General features: G+C 73.3%; 15 protein-coding genes. 8 read left to right on the top strand and 7 right to left on the bottom strand.

Features of this window, described 5'->3' with window-relative positions; all coding sequences use genetic code 11:
* Nucleotide 1 precedes the first annotated feature (1 nt).
* On the bottom strand, nucleotides 2-748 hold the full coding sequence (recO, locus tag ACZ4K2_RS28535; protein WP_467477299.1) for a DNA repair protein RecO: 747 nt from the start codon (nucleotides 746-748) through the stop codon (nucleotides 2-4).
* Nucleotides 749-777: 29 nt separating this feature from the next.
* Nucleotides 778-993, bottom strand: coding sequence for a hypothetical protein (locus ACZ4K2_RS28530; RefSeq protein WP_467477435.1), 216 nt, complete (start codon nucleotides 991-993; stop codon nucleotides 778-780).
* A gap of 411 nt (nucleotides 994-1,404) precedes the next feature.
* Between ACZ4K2_RS28530 and ACZ4K2_RS28525 the strand changes: the two genes are divergently transcribed.
* The 5 genes from ACZ4K2_RS28525 to ACZ4K2_RS28505 are packed head-to-tail and all read left to right on the top strand — an operon-like array spanning nucleotide 1,405 to nucleotide 7,907.
* Nucleotides 1,405-3,027 (top strand): ABC transporter substrate-binding protein, encoded by a 1,623-nt coding sequence (locus ACZ4K2_RS28525; protein ID WP_467477297.1) that lies wholly within the window; start codon nucleotides 1,405-1,407, stop codon nucleotides 3,025-3,027.
* Nucleotides 3,028-3,031: 4 nt separating this feature from the next.
* Entirely contained in the window at nucleotides 3,032-3,988 is a 957-nt protein-coding gene (locus tag ACZ4K2_RS28520; protein WP_467477295.1) for an ABC transporter permease, read from the top strand.
* Entirely contained in the window at nucleotides 3,988-5,964 is a 1,977-nt protein-coding gene (locus tag ACZ4K2_RS28515; RefSeq protein ID WP_467477293.1) for a dipeptide/oligopeptide/nickel ABC transporter permease/ATP-binding protein, read from the top strand. Before ACZ4K2_RS28520 ends, ACZ4K2_RS28515 begins: the two co-directional genes overlap by 1 nt.
* On the top strand, nucleotides 5,961-6,965 hold the full coding sequence (locus tag ACZ4K2_RS28510; protein WP_467477291.1) for an oligopeptide/dipeptide ABC transporter ATP-binding protein: 1,005 nt from the start codon (nucleotides 5,961-5,963) through the stop codon (nucleotides 6,963-6,965). The genes ACZ4K2_RS28515 and ACZ4K2_RS28510 overlap by 4 nt, the downstream gene beginning before the upstream one ends.
* Nucleotides 6,966-7,907, top strand: coding sequence for a dihydrodipicolinate synthase family protein (locus tag ACZ4K2_RS28505; RefSeq protein WP_467477290.1), 942 nt, complete (start codon nucleotides 6,966-6,968; stop codon nucleotides 7,905-7,907).
* A gap of 150 nt (nucleotides 7,908-8,057) precedes the next feature.
* Here the strand turns inward: ACZ4K2_RS28505 and ACZ4K2_RS28500 are convergent, their stop codons facing one another.
* The 3 genes from ACZ4K2_RS28500 to leuA all read right to left on the bottom strand — a co-directional run bounded on the left by ACZ4K2_RS28500 (nucleotide 8,058) and on the right by leuA (nucleotide 11,959).
* Complete coding sequence (locus ACZ4K2_RS28500) at nucleotides 8,058-9,239, bottom strand: sialidase family protein (RefSeq protein WP_467477288.1); 1,182 nt, start codon at nucleotides 9,237-9,239, stop codon at nucleotides 8,058-8,060.
* A gap of 117 nt (nucleotides 9,240-9,356) precedes the next feature.
* On the bottom strand, nucleotides 9,357-10,052 hold the full coding sequence (locus tag ACZ4K2_RS28495; protein ID WP_467477286.1) for a TerB family tellurite resistance protein: 696 nt from the start codon (nucleotides 10,050-10,052) through the stop codon (nucleotides 9,357-9,359).
* A gap of 185 nt (nucleotides 10,053-10,237) precedes the next feature.
* Nucleotides 10,238-11,959 carry a 2-isopropylmalate synthase gene (leuA, locus tag ACZ4K2_RS28490; protein ID WP_467477282.1) on the bottom strand — a complete coding sequence of 574 codons (1,722 nt, stop codon included), beginning with the start codon at nucleotides 11,957-11,959 and terminating at the stop codon, nucleotides 10,238-10,240.
* Nucleotides 11,960-12,291: 332 nt separating this feature from the next.
* Here leuA and ACZ4K2_RS28485 point away from each other — a divergent pair, with 332 nt between their 5' ends.
* The 3 genes from ACZ4K2_RS28485 to ACZ4K2_RS28475 are packed head-to-tail and all read left to right on the top strand — an operon-like array spanning nucleotide 12,292 to nucleotide 15,021.
* The gene (locus tag ACZ4K2_RS28485; RefSeq protein WP_467477279.1) at nucleotides 12,292-13,362 is read left to right on the top strand and encodes a M4 family metallopeptidase; all 1,071 of its coding nucleotides are present in this window, start codon (nucleotides 12,292-12,294) and stop codon (nucleotides 13,360-13,362) included.
* Nucleotides 13,363-13,383: 21 nt separating this feature from the next.
* Nucleotides 13,384-13,650, top strand: a complete 267-nt coding sequence (locus ACZ4K2_RS28480; RefSeq protein ID WP_467477276.1) for a protealysin inhibitor emfourin — start codon at nucleotides 13,384-13,386, stop codon at nucleotides 13,648-13,650.
* Between the two features lie 57 nt (nucleotides 13,651-13,707).
* Nucleotides 13,708-15,021 carry a GH1 family beta-glucosidase gene (locus tag ACZ4K2_RS28475; RefSeq protein WP_467477273.1) on the top strand — a complete coding sequence of 438 codons (1,314 nt, stop codon included), beginning with the start codon at nucleotides 13,708-13,710 and terminating at the stop codon, nucleotides 15,019-15,021.
* Nucleotides 15,022-15,036: 15 nt separating this feature from the next.
* On the opposite strand, the gene era is transcribed toward ACZ4K2_RS28475, so the two are convergent.
* Both era and ACZ4K2_RS28465 read right to left on the bottom strand, forming a co-directional pair.
* A complete protein-coding gene (gene era / locus ACZ4K2_RS28470) occupies nucleotides 15,037-15,990 on the bottom strand; it encodes a GTPase Era (RefSeq protein ID WP_467477269.1) in 954 nt (317 codons plus the stop codon).
* Between the two features lie 135 nt (nucleotides 15,991-16,125).
* Nucleotides 16,126-16,479, bottom strand: coding sequence for a cytidine deaminase (locus tag ACZ4K2_RS28465; protein ID WP_467477265.1), 354 nt, complete (start codon nucleotides 16,477-16,479; stop codon nucleotides 16,126-16,128).
* Nucleotides 16,480-16,499: the final 20 nt, after the last annotated feature.

Genomic DNA, 16,499 nt, shown 5'->3' with positions numbered 1-16,499 from the left:
ACTACTTCTCTACGAACCGGAGGGAGCGCAGCCCGCGCTCCAGGTGCCAGTGCAGGTAGGCGGACACCAGCCCGCTGCCCTCACGGACGTACCGCGCCTCGCACGCGTCCGCCGTCTCCCAGTCTCCCGTAAGCAGCGCCCCCAGCAGCACCAGGGTCCGCGGGGACGGCACGACGCTGCCGGGCACCCGGCAGTCGGCGCAGACGGAGCCGCCCGAGGAGACCGAGAAGAACCGGTTCGGGCCGGGCATCCCGCACCTCGCGCAGTCGCCGAAGCTGGGCGCGTACCCGTTGACGGCGAGGGAGCGCAGCAGGAAGGCGTCCAGGACGAGGTGGGGCTCGTGCTCGCCCCGGGCGAGCGTGCGCAGGCCGCCGACGAGCAGCAGGTACTGCTGGACGGCGGGTTCGCCCTCGTGGTCCGTGAACCGCTCGGCCGTCTCCAGCATGGCCGTGCCGGCGGTGTACCGCGCGTAGTCGGTGACGATCCCGCCGCCGTACGGGGCGATCGTCTCGCTCTGGGTGCACAGCGGCAGCCCGCGCCCGACCAGTTCGCCGCCCCGCGCGAAGAACTGCACGTCGACGTGGGAGAACGGCTCCAGCCTGGCCCCGAACTTCGACTTGGTGCGCCGCACCCCGCGCGCCACGGCCCGCACCCGCCCGTGACCGCGCGTGAGCAGGGTGATGATCCGGTCCGCCTCACCCAGCTTCTGGGTGCGCAGCACGATGCCGTCGTCGCGGAACAGACTCATGGCCCCATTCTCGCGCATGCCGCGGACGGCTAGAGCGCCTCCCCGCGGCTGCGGGCGTTGGCGTGCGCGGTCGCCGCGCTCAGCCGCTCGGCGGGGGTCGCGGTGCGCACCGCGCCCGGCTCGGCGTCCCACTCCCGTCCGCCGCCGTACGGTCTCAGCTGGACGTAGGGCCCCTCGTGCCCCATGACGATGCCGAACCGCCCGGTGCCGGTGTCCACGACCTGGCTGCCGACGGGCGGCTCCACCGGGCCGCTCCCGTCGGTGCCGCCGCGGGCCGGCGTCCGCTCCTCCACCATTCCCTCCGCCTCCTCGACCACAGCGCCGTCGCGCCTCCAGCGTGCTCCCCCGCCCGCACGGGTTTCACGCTTCGTGCACCCCGCGTAACGCTGCGCGTCTAGACTGGGCGGACGTCTGTGCCGGACGCGAGGCCCGCCCGCGGGCCGCGCCGGACGCCCCGCCGCGCGGCCTGCCGTCCCGCGCCAGTGGTGCGACCTCTGGCGCCTGGGCCATTCGTGTACGCCGTCTTGACCGCCCCCACGGCCCCTCCTATGGTCGCGCTACCGATCGGACGTAGGACGTCCTACCCCTCTCCTCCCCTCTCCTCCCCCCTTCTCCCTCCTCCTCCCACCCCTCCCCACCCACCTGCTGGAGGACCCGTGCGCGACGCAGTGGACCACGACGTGCCGGCACCGCGCCGCCGGTCGTTCCTCAGGGGCGCCGGGGCGCTGGGCGCGGGCGCGCTGCTGGCCGGCTGCTCCACCGGTCCGGAGTCGACCAACGACACCGGGCACGGCGGCAGCGGCAAGGACCGAACGCTGACCGCCGTGATCGGCTACGGCAACGACGGGAGCTGGGACCCGACGCAGACCGCGTCGGCGTTCGCGATGGCCGCCAACAACCACGTCTACGAGGGGCTGCTGGACACCGACCCGATCACCCGGGCGCCCTACCCGGCGCTGGGCACCGGGGTGCCGGCGGACCCGAACGCCACCACCTGGCGGTTCACGCTCCGCCGCGGGGCCGTCTTCCACGACGGCAGGCCGGTGACCGCCGACGACGTCGTGTTCGTCTTCGACCGGATCCTGGACCCGGCGACGCAGACCCTCGCCAAGGGCTTCTTCGCCCCCTGGCTGGACTCCGTGCGCCTAACCGGCCCGGACACCGTCGAACTCCGCCTGAAGTTCCCCTTCCCCGAAGGGCTCTCCCGGCTCACCCTCGCCAAGATCATGCCGAAGCACGTCTTCTCCGCGCCCGGCGCCTGGGACGACGCGGTCAAGGGGCTGGCCGTGGGCTCGGGACCGTACCGGCAGACCGCGCACCACCCGAAGTCGAACACCACCTTCGAGGCGTTCGCCGGCTACAACGGGCCCCGCAGGCCCGGGTTCCGGCGCATGAACTGGCTGACCATGGTGGACGCGGCCCCGCGCGTGGCGAAGATCTCCGGGACCGGGGCCGGCGCGCAGATCGCCGACAACATCCCCTACGCCAACATCGCGCGGCTCCGGCAGGGCGGTCTGGAGGTGGCCGGCGGCGCCGGGATGAACAACCTCTTCCTGATGTTCAACACCCGGCACAAGCCCTTCGACGACATCCGGGTGCGGCAGGCCCTGCACTACGCCGTCGACCGGGAGAAGATGGTGCGGGTCGCCCTCAAGGGGCACGGCAGGCCCGCGACCTCGTTCCTCGACGAGGGCAACCCCGCGCACCGGCGGGCCGGGACGGTCTACGGCCACGACCCGGCCCGGGCCAGGGCGCTGCTCGCGGCCGCCGGCGTGACGGACCTGAAGGTCACCCTGCTCGCCGTCAACGTGAGCTGGATCGCGGACTGCCTGCCGACCGTCAAGGCGTCCTGGGACGCGATCGGCGTGGAGACCACCCTGGAACCGCAGGAGACCACCGCCGTGTTCACCAAGATGGACCAGAAGCAGGACTACCAGGTGGTGGCGGCGGCCTCCAACCCCAACCAGTTCGGGCTCGACGCCGACCTGATCATGCACTACAACTACGGACCCGAGAACCCGTGGATGCAGTACACGCGGTGGGCCGGCGACCCGGTCGCCCGGCAGCTCTTCAAGGACATGGACCGGGCGACCCGGGAGCCGGATCCCGCGAGGAAGCGGACGATGGTCCAGGACTACATCGACGTCGTGGCGGAACAGGCCGTGCTCTACCCGGTCGTCCACAACGAGCTGATGACCGCCTGGGACGCGCACCGGCTCAGCGGGATAAGGGCCCAGCCGTACCCCGGCGTCAACCTCCTCCAGGCCAAGTGGGCCTGACGGCATGACGGCCGTCGTACGGATCCTGCTCCGCCGGGTCGCGCTGCTCGTGCCGCTGCTCCTCGGCATCGTGCTGTTCGTGTTCCTGGTGATGCGGTTCTCGGACGTCGATCCGGCGTCCGCGTTCTTCCAGGGCGCCAACCCGACCCCGCGGCAGCTCCACGACTTCCGGGAGCGCAACGGACTGCTGGACCCGCTGCCCGTGCGCTACGTCCACTTCGTCGGCGCCCTGCTCCACGGCGACCTCGGCACCAGCGTCCTCACCCGCGCCCCCGTCGCCGACCAGGTCGCCACCGCCCTGCCGCTCACCCTCCAGCTCACCTTCCTCGGCCTCGCCCTCGCGGTGGTGCTGGCGCTGGCCGGCGGGGTGACCGCGGCGGTGTACCGGGACCGGTTCCCGGACCAGGCCATCCGGGTCGTCTCGCTGGTCGGGGTGGCCGCGCCGGGGTTCTGGCTGGCGCTGCTGATGATCCAGTACCTCGCCGTGGACCGCGGCTGGTTCCCGACCGGCGGCTACATCAACCCCGCCGACTCCGTCACCGGCTGGCTGAGGACCATGGCCCTGCCCGCCGTCGCCCTGTCCCTGCCGGTCGCCGCCCAGCTCACCCGGATCGTGCGGACCTCCGTGGTGGAGGAGCTGGACAAGGACTACGTCCGCACGGCGGTCGGGAGCGGGCTGCCGCCCCGGGTCGTCGTCGGCCGGAACGTACTGCGCAACGCCCTGGTCAACCCGCTGACCGTGCTCGGGCTGCGGGTCGGCTACCTGCTCGGCGGCGCCGTCGTCATCGAGACGATCTTCTCGCTGCCCGGCATGGGCAAGCTGATGATCGACGCCGTGCAGAACGGCGACCCGGCCGTGGTGCAGGGCGTCGTCCTCACCACGGCCACCGGGTTCGTCGTCGTCAACCTCGTCATCGACATCCTGTACCTGCTGGTCAACCCACGACTGAGGGCGGGCTGATGGTCACGCGCGCGAACTCCGCGAAACGGCCGTCCCGGTCCGGCGTCCGGCGGCGCGGCCGGCGCCGGCTGCCGCTGCTGTCGAAGGTCTCCGTCGGCTTCCTGGCCCTGGTCGTCCTCGTCGCCGTCCTCGCGCCGCTGCTGGCGCCGGACGATCCGCTCGACCAGCAGGACCCGGCCGGCGGGACGGGGGCGCCGTCCGCCGCGCACTGGATGGGGCAGGACAGCCTGGGCCGGGACGTGCTGAGCCGGCTGGTGTACGGCGCCCGCTGGTCGCTGGCGATCGGGCTGGGCGCGACCGCGCTCGCGCTCCTGGCCGGTGCCGTCCTCGGGGCGCTCGCCGCCACCTCCCGCAAGGCGGTCGACGAGACGCTGATGCGCTGCCTGGACGTGGTGATGGCGTTCCCCGGGATCGCGCTCGCGGCCGTGCTGGTCGCCGTGTTCGGCGGTGGGATCGGCGTGCTGATCTGCGCCCTCGCCTTCCTGTTCACCCCTCCGGTGGCCAGGGTCGTGCGGGCCAACGTGCTGGACCAGTACGGCGAGGACTACATCACCGCCGAGCGGGTGATCGGCGCCCGCACCCCGCACATCGTGCTGCGGCACGTGGCCGTCAACTGCGCCGCCCCGGTCCTGGTGTTCTGCACGGTCCAGGTCGCCGAGGCCATCGTCTTCGAGGCGTCGCTGTCCTTCATCGGCGCGGGCGTACGGCCCCCGGACCCCTCCTGGGGCAGCGTCATCGCCGACGGCAAGAACATGGTGCTGACCGGCGGCTGGTGGGCGACCGTCTTCCCCGGGCTGCTGATCCTGCTCACCGTGCTGTCGCTGAACGTCCTCGCCGAGGGCGTGTCGGACGCCTGGGCCGCACCCGCCCCGCGGGAGGTGCGGGCCTCGGAGGACCGGCTGGAGACGCCCGGGCCCGGCACCGGCGGGGTGCTCCCGCTCCCCGGGCTGGGCGAGGCCGCCCGGCGGCTGCGGTCCCGGGCCCGGCCGCTGCCCGACCGGAGCGGGCAGCCGGTGCTCGCCGTGGAGAACCTCACCATCGGCTTCCCGGACCGGCACAGGGGCACGGACATCGTGGCCGGCGTCAGCTTCGAGGTCCACCCGGGCGAAGTGCTCGGCCTGGTCGGCGAGTCGGGGTGCGGCAAGTCGCTGACCGCGCTCACGGTCATGGGGCTGGCGCCCAGGGACGCCCGGATCGGCGGCCAGGTGCGCTTCCGGCAGCGGGACCTGCTGGCCGAGCCGGTGCGGGCGCGGCGGCGGCTGCTCGGCCACGAGATGGCCATGGTCTACCAGGACGCCCTGTCCTCGCTGAACCCGGCCATGACCATCCGCGCCCAGCTCGGGCAGCTCGTCCGGCGCGGCGGCCGGCGCACCCCACGGGAGCTGCTGGCGCTGGTCGGGCTCGACCCGGAGCGCACCCTGCGCAGCTATCCGCACGAGCTGTCCGGCGGGCAGCGCCAGCGGGTGCTGATCGCGATGGCCCTCTCCCGCGAACCGCGGCTGATCGTCGCCGACGAGCCGACCACCGCGCTGGACGTCACCGTGCAGGCACAGGTCATGGAGCTGCTGCTCGGGCTGCGCGCGGAGCTGGGCTTCGCGCTGGTCCTGGTCTCGCACGACCTGGCGCTGGTCGCCGACGTCACCGACCGGGTGGCGGTGATGTACGGCGGGCGGATCGTGGAGGCCGGGGTGACCGCCGACCTGGTGGCGGCGCCGGCCCACCACTACACCCGCGGCCTGCTCGGCAGCGTGCTCTCGCTGGAGTCGTCCGAGGAGCGGATGACGCAGATCAGGGGGGTCGTACCGGCCCCCGCCGACTTCCCGCCGGGCTGCCGGTTCGCCGACCGCTGCCCGCTCGCCACCGGGGTGTGCCACACCAGCGCCCCGGTGCTCGCGGGCCCCCCGGAGCACACGGCCGCCTGCCACCACCCGGCGGTGCTTCCGACGTCCGCGCAGAACGAGGAGGCCGTGCAGTGACCGCTGTCGTGGAGGTGCGGGACGCGCACGTCGTGCACAGGGCGCGCAGCGGCGGCCTGTTCCGCCGGGACCGGGTGTACGCCCTGACCGGTGCCGCCCTGTCCGTCGCGGCCGGGGAGACGGTCGGCGTGGTCGGCGAGTCGGGGTGCGGGAAGTCGACGCTGGCGCGGGTGCTGGTCGGCATCGAGCGGCCGGTCTCGGGGACGGTGTCGTTCGGGGGCCGGGACCTGTGGGGGATGCCGGCCGCCGAGCGCCGGGCCGTGGTCGGCGCGGGCGTCGGCATGGTCTTCCAGGACCCGTCGACCGCCCTGAACCGCAGGCTGCCGGTCCGCCGCGTCCTGCGTGACCCGCTGGACGTCCACCGGCGCGGCACCCCGGCCGAACGGGAGGAGCGGGTGCGGGAGTTGATGGCCCTGGTGGGCCTGCCCCGGGCGCTCGCGGACGCCCTGCCCGGGCAGTTGTCCGGCGGGCAGCGCCAGCGCGTCGCCATCGCCCGCGCGCTCGCCCTGGACCCGGCCCTGGTCGTCGCCGACGAGCCGACCAGCGCCCTGGACGTCTCCGTGCGGGCGCAGATCCTCAACCTGCTGCTCGACCTGCGGGAGCGCCTGGGCCTGGCCCTGGTGTTCGTCTCGCACGACATCCAGACGGTACGGCGGATGAGCGACCGGGTGATCACCATGTACCTCGGCCGGATCGTGGAGGAGACCCCGGCGGACCGCGTCACCGACGCCGCCCGGCACCCGTACACCCGTGCCCTGTTCTCGGCCACGCCCGGCCTGCTGGACCCGGTCGACCCGATCCCGCTGACCGGTCCGGTGCCCTCGGCGACCCGGCCGCCGAGCGGCTGCCCGTTCCGCACCCGCTGCTGGAAGGCCGACGAGGTGTGCGCCCGGGTGATGCCCGGCTTCTCGGCCGCGTCGCGTCCTGGACACCGCTACCGCTGTCACCATCCTGTGGAGGAGGACACGTCGACCCGAGACCTAGCTCGCCAGGAGCCCTGAATGACCTTCCCCGCCCCGCTCACCGGTGTCGTCCCGCCCGTCTGCACGCCGCTGACCCCGGACCGCGAGGTGGACGTGGACTCGCTGCTGCGCCTGGTCGACTTCCTGGTGGGGGCCGGGGTGCACGGGCTGTTCCTGCTCGGCTCGACCTCCGAGGCGGCCTTCCTGACGGACGCGCAGCGCAGGCGGGTGGTGGAGGCCGTCGCCGGGCACGTGGGCGGCCGGCTCCCCGTCCTCGCGGGTGCCATCGACATGACCACCCCGCGCGTGCTGGAGCACGTCGCGGCGGTCACCGCGGCCGGCGCCGGGGCCGTCGTCGTCACCGCCCCGTTCTACGCCCGCACGCATCCCGCGGAGATCGTCCACCACTACCGCCGCGTCGCCGCCGCCAGCCCGGTTCCGGTGATCGCCTACGACATCCCGGCCGCCGTGCACACCAAGCTCCCCGCCGACCTGGTGCTGGGGCTCGCCGGGGACGGCGTGCTGGCCGGGATCAAGGACTCCAGCGGTGATCTGGCCGCCTTCCGCGAACTCGTCACGGGTGCCCGCGCCCACCCCGGGTTCAGCGTGCTCACCGGCTCCGAGCTGATCGCCGACTCCGCGCTGGCGCTGGGCGCCGACGGGGCCGTGCCGGGACTGGCCAACGTCGACCCGCACGGCTACGTGCGGCTGTACCGCCGGTGCCGGGCGGCCGACTGGGAGGGCGCACGGACCGAACAGGAGCGGCTGTGCGCCCTGTTCGGGATCGTCCGCGCCGGCGCCGCCGCGCGGATGGGCGGCAGCTCGGCGGCGCTGGGCGCGTTCAAGGCGGCGCTGCACCTGCGCGGTGTCATCGACTGCCCGGTGACCGCCGAGCCGCAGGTGCCGCTGTCCGGTACGGAGGTCGAGGAGGTCGGCAAGTTCCTCGCCGCGGCCGGCCTGCTCGGCGCCGGCCGGCGCTGAGGTCCGCGCGACGGCGCTCGGTGCGGGCTCCGGCGGTCCCGGCGCAGTTCGCGGCGGACCGCCCGGACGTCGCCGACCGGGCCCAGGCGCCGGAGCCTGTCCGGGACGAGACGGCGGCCCCGTCCTTGACATCCCCGGCCGGGGGGCGGCTCACCACAGGCGCAGCCGGCGGAACACCAGGGACTCGTAGGGCCCTCGGGTACCGGTCTCGTACAGGACGCCGATCCTGCCGGGGGCGAGCCGGACGAGGTCGGAGTAGGCGGCCGGGCGGTCCGTGAGGGTGCCGAGTGCGGTGAAGGTGCGGCCGGCGTCCGTGCTGGACCACAGGGCCAGGGCGCGGCGGGCGGTGGGCACGGAGGGCGCGGCGAACAGCAGCGGCGCGCCCGGCTCCGGGGGCTGCAGGACGCTGCCCTGGACCAGGGGGACGGCGTCCAGGGAGGGCTGGACGGCGTAGGGGCGGTCCAGGGTGCGGCCGCCGTCGCCTGAGTAGGTGTCGAGCCGGTTGCCGGGGGCGCTGCCGTTCTGGTCCCGGGCGGCGAAGTAGACGCGTCCGTCGGGGAGTTGGGCGGCGCTGGTCTCGTTGGCGTTGGTCGCGCCGTCGTAGTCGGCGTCGACGAAGCCGAGGCGCCAGCCGAGGCCGCCGTCGTCGCTGTAGAGGGCGTGGCCGCCGTAGTACCTGGCCTCCCGGCCGGTGTCGGGCGAGCCGGGCGGCGGGGCCGCGGAGTGGTTGGCGGGGACCAGCAGGCGCCCGGCGTGCGGGCCCCGGGTGAGGGCGACGGCGTGGCCGGGGCCGGTGGCGTACCAGCGCCAGTCGGGCCGCTTCACCTGCGCGGTGATGTCCCGGGGGGCCGTGAAGTGCCGGCCGTCGTCCACGCTGCGCTGCACGAACACCCGGCGGCCCCGCTCCGGCGCCGCCTCGCCCCGCATGATCTGCGCCTCCGTGACGCCTCCGCCGTTTCCGCAGGTCACCAGGGTGACGGCGCCGGTGCGCGGGTCGACCACGGGGGCCGGGTTGCCCCGGGTGTCGCCGTGCCCGGCGGCCACCACGGTCAGCGGGCCCCAGGTGCAGCCGTCGTCGGTGGAGCGGCGTACGACGACGTCGATGTCACCGGTGTCCCCGGCGCCGCCGCGCCGGCCCTCGGCGAAGGCCAGGACGGTGCCCTCGCGGGTCCGCACCACGGCCGGGATGCGGTAGACGGCGTAGCCCTCCCGCCCGGCGGTGTACGGCTCGGAGGAGTCGCAGCCGGCCGGTGCCGCGTGGGCGGGCAGCCCGGCGGTGAGCGAGGTGAGGAGCGCCAGGGCGGTGAGGAGGCAGCGGCTGCGCGGGGTCACGCCCTGATGCTCCCCGCGATCGCCGGGCCGGACCTACTCCGTTCGGGGGAATCGGCGGGCGGGAGCGGGCCGGGGCGCCCCGGGGCGCCGTGGGTGCGGCGCGGTCTCGCGGGAGGGTCAGGACGGCGTCCGGGCGGCCGCCAGCAGCCGGGTCACGTCGTCGGCGCAGATGGTGAGGGCCGCGCCGACGGTGGCGAGGGCGTCGCGTTCGGCGGGGGTGTAGGGGCCGTCGGCGAGGGCGATGCGGGCGGCGTCGAGCAGCAGGGACTCGCGGCCGGGGGGCGCCAGGTGCGGGGCGAGCGGGTCCAGTGCCTCGTGCAGCTCTATGGTCAGCCCCGGACCGCAGGGCTGCTCCAGGAACCGGCCGGTGTCGGCGGCGAGGGCCTCGACCAGGGCGGCCAGCCGGTCCTCGGTGCAGTCGGCGCAGCCGGCCGCGCGGACCGTGCCGGCGGCCGTCTCCAGGGCCGTGCGGGAACAGGTGCCGCCGGCGGCGAGCACCGCGAGGGCGACGGTCTGCACGGCGTCGCGGAGCATCGCGGAGAAGCGGCGGGTGGTGGGGTGGTCCAGGACCTCGGTGCCGAAGTGGTGCCCGCAGGCGGCGCACTCGACGACCGGTCCGGTCGCGCCGCGCGGCAGGACGGGCACGCCGAGCAGGGTGAGCCTGCGGCGGCCGGTGAGCCGCTGGTAGTTGCGGTCGCCTCCGCAGCCGGGGCAGAAGAACTCGCCGTCCCCGACGGGGGTCCATGCGGTGCGGGTGCCCAGGATGCGCGCAGCCCTGGTGGCACGGTCGTCTCGTCCCCGTACTGGCAGCACGTCGCACCTCCGTAACCGCGCGGCAACATCGCCGTGCTGGCGTGATGTTAGCCACATCACCGACGCGGAGTCAGTACCCCGGAAGAGACCTTTCCGTGACCTGAGGGGTGCGATGGCCGAGAAACGCCGTCGCCCCGGCCGCCGTACAGGGCGGCCGGGGCGACGGAGCACCCGGTCGGAGGGGTTCAGCGGGCCGCGCGGTTGACGGCCGAGACGACCGCCTTCAGCGACGCACGCGTCGTGTTCGCGTCGATGCCGATGCCCCACAGGACCTTGTCGCCGATCGCGCACTCGATGTACGAGGCGGCCTGCGCGGAGGCGCCCTCGCTCATCGTGTGCTCCTGGTAGTCCAGCAGGCGTACGTCGATGCCGACGGCCTGGAGGGCGTCGAAGAAGGCCGAGATCGGACCGTTGCCCGAGCCGGTCAGGACGGTGTCCCCGCCGTCGACGGTGGCCTCGACGGTCAGCGTGTCCACACCGTCGGTGTCGGTGGTCGACTGGCCGTTCCTGACCTGGATGCGGCCCCACGGGTTGCCGGGGTTCGGCAGGTACTCGTCCTGGAAGACCGCCCAGATGTCCTTCGGCGTGATCTCGCCGCCCTCGGCGTCGGTCTTGGCCTGGATGATCTTCGAGAACTCGATCTGCATCCGGCGCGGCAGGTCCAGCTTGTGGTCGTTCTTCAGGACGTAGGAGACACCGCCCTTGCCGGACTGCGAGTTGACGCGGATGACGGCCTCGTAGGAGCGGCCGACGTCCTTCGGGTCGATCGGCAGGTACGGCACCGCCCACTCCAGGTCGTCGACGGTGACCCCCCTGGCCGCCGCCTCGGCCTCCATGGCGTCGAAGCCCTTCTTGATGGCGTCCTGGTGGGAGCCGGAGAAGGACGTGTAGACCAGGTCGCCCACGTACGGGTGGCGCGGGTGGACCTCCATCTGGTTGCAGTACTCCCACGTACGGCGGATCTCGTCGATGTCGGAGAAGTCGATCTGCGGGTCGACGCCCTGGGAGAACAGGTTCATGCCCAGGGTGACCAGGTCGACGTTGCCGGTGCGCTCGCCCTGCCCGAACAGGCAGCCCTCGACGCGGTCGGCACCGGCCATCAGGGCCAGTTCGGCGGCGGCCACGGCCGTGCCGCGGTCGTTGTGCGGGTGGACGGACAGGCAGACGTACTCGCGGCGGGAGAGGTTGCGGCCCATCCACTCGAAGCGGTCCGCGTGCGTGGACGGGGTCGAACGCTCCACCGTGGCCGGCAGGTTGAGGATGATCTCGCGGCCCGGGCCCGGCTGGTAGACGTCCATCACCGCCTCGCAGACCTCCAGCGCGAAGTCCAGCTCGGTGTCGGTGAAGATCTCCGGCGAGTACTGGTAGCCGAACTCGGTCTCGGGGCCCAGCAGCTTCTCGGCGTACTCCATCACCAGGCGGGTGCCGTCCACGGCGATCTGCTTGATGTCGTCCCTGGAACCGCGGAACACCACCCGGCGGAAGACCGGGGCGGTCGCGTTGTACAGGTGGACGGTGGCCCGCCGGGCGCCCTTCAGGGACTCCACCGTCCGCTCGATCAGGTCCTCGCGGGCCTGGGTCAGCACGGAGATGGTGACGTCGTCCGGGATCGCGCCCTCTTCCTCGATGATCGAGCGCACGAAGTCGAAGTCGGTCTGGCCGGAGGCGGGGAAGCCGACCTCGATCTCCTTGTAGCCCATCTTCACCAGCTGGTCGAACATCCGGCGCTTGCGCTCGGGCGACATCGGGTCGATCAGGGCCTGGTTGCCGTCGCGCAGGTCGGTGGAGAGCCAGCGGGGCGCGGCGGTGATCCGCTGCCCGGGCCAGGTGCGGTCCGGGATGTCGACCTGCTCGTAGCGGCCGTACTTGTGGATCGGCAGGGAACTGGGCTGCTGGCGGTTGGCCATGATGCGTAAGGCTCCTCAGGATGTCCGGAAGGACGGCCGACGACGCAACGCCGAGCTCCGCGGGGAGGGGGTCGGCCTCGACTACAGGCCCTCGCCGCGGCAGCTAAGGAGAAGCAGCCAGAAACGCATGATGTTCCGCAGCCTAGCCGAGCCGTTCCGGGTGCGCGGGCCTGTCCCAGTATGCGGGACCGTGTGTCATAAGGGGACAAAAAGTGCGCCGCACCACATCCCCCTATCACAACGTCACGGAGCGTCGCGCCCCCTGTCCGGGTATTTCACCAATCATGGTGGCAGGTAGTGACACCGACATCACGGAGTGCGATGGTGCGGACATGACCACCAACGGGGGCTGCCAGCCCGTCTTCTGCACGATCGTGCCGCCGCACGTCCTCGACCGGCTCGCCCGCCACGAGGACCCCGCCCTCTCCGGTCCGGCCCGCCGGTCCCTGGAGCACGACGCCTACCAGCGCACCAAGCGCCGCCTGACCACGGTGATCGGCGCGACCGCCGTCGCCCCGCCCGCGGGCGCCGCCGCCGACGCGCCGCACCGCACGGTCTACGACGCCCGGCACACCCAGGACCTGCCCGGCACCAAGGCCCGCGAGGAGGGCTCCGAGCCCGGCTCCGACGCCACCGTCAACCGGGCCTACGCGGGCCTCGGCGCCACCTTCGACCTGTACCTGAAGGTGTACGGACGGCGCTCCATCGACGGCAACGGGATGCCACTCGACGCCACCGTGCACTTCGGCGAGGGGTACGACAACGCCTTCTGGAACGGCGAGCAGATGGTGTTCGGCGACGGCGACAACGAGGTCTTCCTCGACTTCACCATCCCCGTCGACGTCATCGGCCACGAGCTGACCCACGGCGTCACCCAGCACACCGCCAACCTGGCCTACTTCGGCCAGTCCGGCGCGCTCAACGAGTCGCTCTCCGATGTCTTCGGCTCGCTGATCAAGCAATACACGCTCGGCCAGACCGCCGCCCAGGCCGACTGGCTGATCGGCGCCGGCCTGCTCGCGCCGCAGGTGACCGGCACCGCCCTGCGCTCGATGAAGGCCCCGGGCACGGCGTACGACGACGACGTCCTCGGCAAGGACCCGCAGCCGGCCACGATGGAGGACTACGTCCGCACCGGCCGCGACAACGGCGGTGTGCACATCAACTCCGGCATCCCCAACCACGCCTTCTACCTCGCCGCCACCGCCCTCGGCGGCCACTCCTGGGAGAAGGCCGGGCAGATCTGGTACGACGTGCTCACCGGCGGCCACCTGAAGGAGGACGCCCAGTTCACCGACTTCGCCACGCTCACGGTCAAGGCGGCCCGCAGCCGGTACGGCGCCGGGAACGAACTCCAGGCCGTCCGGAAGGCGTGGGAAGAGGTCGGGGTGCGAACTCCGTAGATCTGTACTACACACGGACCCATGCGAATTCGAGTACTGCGCACGGGCGGTTTCGCGGGCATCGAGCGCCGGGCCGAGGTGGACACCTCGGCGCGGCCCGACGCCCCCGAGTGGCAGGCCCTGGCCGGACGCGTCCTGGCGGCCGGCCGGGACACGCCCCCCGCGGGGGTGCCGGACGGCTTCGGCTACGAGATCGCGGTGGACGGGCGCACGGTCTACACCGCGGATCCCCGACTGACCGACGACGAACGGGAGTTGGTGTCACGCGTGCTCAAGGAGGGCGCCTGACGGCCTTTTGCCGCCGGGGCGTTGACTTCCCTCGCCGGGGGTACGGATGATCCGCCCATGGCGACTGACACAGGCACCGGGATCCCCCGGTTCCCGGCCGGCTTCCTGTGGGGCGTGTCGACCTCGGCCCACCAGATCGAGGGCGCGGCACGGGAGCGGGAGCCGTCCGTCTGGGACGTGTTCACGGCCGGGCCCGGGCGGGTGAAGGACGGCTCGACGGCGGCGGTGGCCTGCGACCACTACCACCGCTACCGCGAGGACGTGGCCCTCCTCGCCGGCCTCGGCGTGGACGCCTACCGCTTCTCCGTCTCCTGGCCCCGGGTGAACTCCCCCGGCGGACTGGACTTCTACGACCGGCTCGTGGACGAGCTGTGCGCGGCCGGGGTGCGCCCCGTCCCCACCCTCTTCCACTGGGACCTGCCCGCCGCGCTGGACTGGCTGGACCGGGACACCGCGGCCCGGTTCGCCGACCACGTGACGGTCGTCGCCGAGCGGCTCGGCGACCGGGTCGGCAAGTGGATCACGCTGAACGAGCCCGCGGAGCACACCCTGCTGGGGCACGCCATCGGCGCCCACGCCCCCGGCCGGCGGCTGCTGTTCGACGCCCTCCCGGTCGCCCACCACCAGCTCCTCGCCCACGGCCTCGCGGTACGGGCCCTGCGCGCGGCCGGCGCCACGGACATCGGCATCGCCAACTCCCACGGCCCCGTCCTGGCCGCCTCCGACGACCCGGCCGACGTGGCGGCGGCGGACTTCTACGACCTGCTGCTCAACCGGCTGTTCGCCGAGCCGGTCATCCTCGGCGCCTACCCCGACGGCATGGCCGAGCTGATGCCCGGGGACGCGGCGGAGGACCTGGCCGCCATCGCCGAGCCGGTCGACTGGTACGGCGTCAACTACTACGCCCCGTCCCTGGTGGGCGCCCCCGGGAGCGGTGACGGCACGTACGGCGGGCTCGCCCTGCCCGAGGGGCTGCCCTTCTCGCTGCGGCGGATCGAGGGCCGGCCGGTGACGGACTTCGGCTGGCCGGTCGTCCCCGAGGGGCTGACCGACCTGCTCACCGGCTTCCGCGACCGCTACGGCGACCGGCTGCCACCCGTCGTCATCACCGAGAACGGCTGCTCCTACGAGGGCGTCGACGACCGGGAACGCATCGCCTACCTGGACGCCCACGTCCGGGCGCTGCACCGGGCGGTCGAGGCCGGGGTCGACGTGCGCGGCTACTTCGTGTGGTCCCTCATGGACAACTTCGAGTGGGCCGAGGGCTACGCCCGCCGGTTCGGCCTGGTCCACGTGGACTTCGCGACCCTGGAGCGCACCCCCAAGGCGTCCTACCACTGGTTCCGGGAGCTGCTGCGGGCCCAGGGGTGAGCCCTGGCGCGGCGGCTAGAAACCGAGCCTGCGGAGCTGCTTCGGGTCGCGCTGCCAGTCCTTGGCCACCTTGACGTGCAGGTCGAGGAAGACCGGCGTCCCGAGCAGCGCCTCGATCTGCTTGCGGGACTTGATGCCGACGTCCTTCAGGCGCTTGCCCTTGGGGCCGATGATGATGCCCTTCTGGCTGGGGCGCTCGATGTAGACGTTGGCGTGGATGTCCAGCAGCGGCTTGTCCGCCGGACGGTCCTCGCGCGGGAGCATCTCCTCCACGACCACCGCGATGGAGTGCGGCAGCTCGTCCCGGACGCCCTCCAGGGCCGCCTCGCGGATGAGTTCCGCGATCATGACCTGCTCGGGCTCGTCGGTCAGGTCGCCCTCGGGGTAGAGGGCCGGGCCCTCGGGCAGCATCGGGATCAGCAGGTCCGCCAGCAGGTCGACCTGCTTGTTCGCGGTCGCCGACACCGGGACGATCTGCGCCCACTCGATGCCCAGCTCCTTGCCGAGCTGGTCGATCGCGATGAGCTGCTCGGCGAGGGTCTTGGAGTCGACGAGGTCGGTCTTGGTGACGATGGCGACCTTCGGCGACTTGCGGATGCCGGCCAGCTCCTTGGCGATGAAGCGGTCGCCGGGACCGATCTTCTCGTTCGCCGGCAGGCAGAACCCGATCACGTCGACCTCGGCCCACGTCGTCCGCACGACGTCGTTGAGCCGCTCGCCGAGCAGCGTGCGCGGCTTGTGCAGGCCCGGCGTGTCCACCAGGATCAGCTGGGCGTCCGGCCGGTGCACGATGCCGCGCACCGTGTGCCGCGTCGTCTGCGGCTGGTTGGCGGTGATCGCCACCTTCTGCCCGACCAGAGCGTTCGTGAGGGTGGACTTGCCCGCGTTGGGGCGGCCCACGAAGCAGGCGAAGCCGGCGCGGTGGGCGGTCTCGGCCGGCTGCTCGGATGACGGGGTGCGAACGCTCATGGCGTTCATTGTCCCTGATCCACGAGGCTGAGCAGTACAGCCCCGGCACACGGCCTCTCCGCAGGCCTCCGGGAACCCGGCGCCGCGCCCGTCGGGACCGCGTGGACGGGCAGGTCCGGGCGCCCCACCGGGGCGTCAGCCGGCGGAGACGGTGGACCGCACCGAGCCGTCGGGCGCGGCGAGCAGCACCGGCGTCCCCGCACCGCCCAGGTCGGCGACGGCGGCCCGGTCCTCGTCCGGCACCGAGTCCGCCTCGCTCACCACCGCCGCCGCCTCCAGCGAGGTGGCCCCGGACGCCACCGCCATCGCCACCGCCGTGCGCAGGGCGCTGAGCCGCAGCGAGGCGAGCTGCACGGACCCGGCGACGTAGGTACGCCCGGTCTCGTCGCGTACGGCCGCCCCCTCGGGCACACCGTTGCGGGCCCGCGCGGAACGGGCCAGAGTGACGATCTTGCGGTCCTCAGCGTCAAGCGCGTTGCTCTCGGTCATGCCCCGAGCATACGGAGCGG

The sequence above is a fragment of the Streptomyces sp. NPDC025833 genome, assembly GCF_055558055.1.
The sequence above is the reverse complement of the archived record's forward strand: the minus strand, read 5'-3'. Positions and strand labels throughout refer to the sequence as shown.

Bases quoted from the DNA above. Each gene is read 5' to 3' on its own strand.
- recO (WP_467477299.1), bottom strand. From the start codon at position 748: ATGAGTCTGTTCCGCGACGACGGCATCGTGCTGCGCACCCAGAAGCTG.
- ACZ4K2_RS28515 (WP_467477293.1), top strand. From the start codon at position 3,988: ATGGTCACGCGCGCGAACTCCGCGAAACGGCCGTCCCGGTCCGGCGTC.
- ACZ4K2_RS28505 (WP_467477290.1), top strand. From the start codon at position 6,966: ATGACCTTCCCCGCCCCGCTCACCGGTGTCGTCCCGCCCGTCTGCACG.
- leuA (WP_467477282.1), bottom strand. From the start codon at position 11,959: ATGGCCAACCGCCAGCAGCCCAGTTCCCTGCCGATCCACAAGTACGGC.
- ACZ4K2_RS28485 (WP_467477279.1), top strand. From the start codon at position 12,292: ATGACCACCAACGGGGGCTGCCAGCCCGTCTTCTGCACGATCGTGCCG.
- ACZ4K2_RS28465 (WP_467477265.1), bottom strand. From the start codon at position 16,479: ATGACCGAGAGCAACGCGCTTGACGCTGAGGACCGCAAGATCGTCACT.
- ACZ4K2_RS28480 (WP_467477276.1), top strand. From the start codon at position 13,384: ATGCGAATTCGAGTACTGCGCACGGGCGGTTTCGCGGGCATCGAGCGC.
- era (WP_467477269.1), bottom strand. From the start codon at position 15,990: ATGAGCGTTCGCACCCCGTCATCCGAGCAGCCGGCCGAGACCGCCCAC.
- ACZ4K2_RS28475 (WP_467477273.1), top strand. From the start codon at position 13,708: ATGGCGACTGACACAGGCACCGGGATCCCCCGGTTCCCGGCCGGCTTC.
- ACZ4K2_RS28520 (WP_467477295.1), top strand. From the start codon at position 3,032: ATGACGGCCGTCGTACGGATCCTGCTCCGCCGGGTCGCGCTGCTCGTG.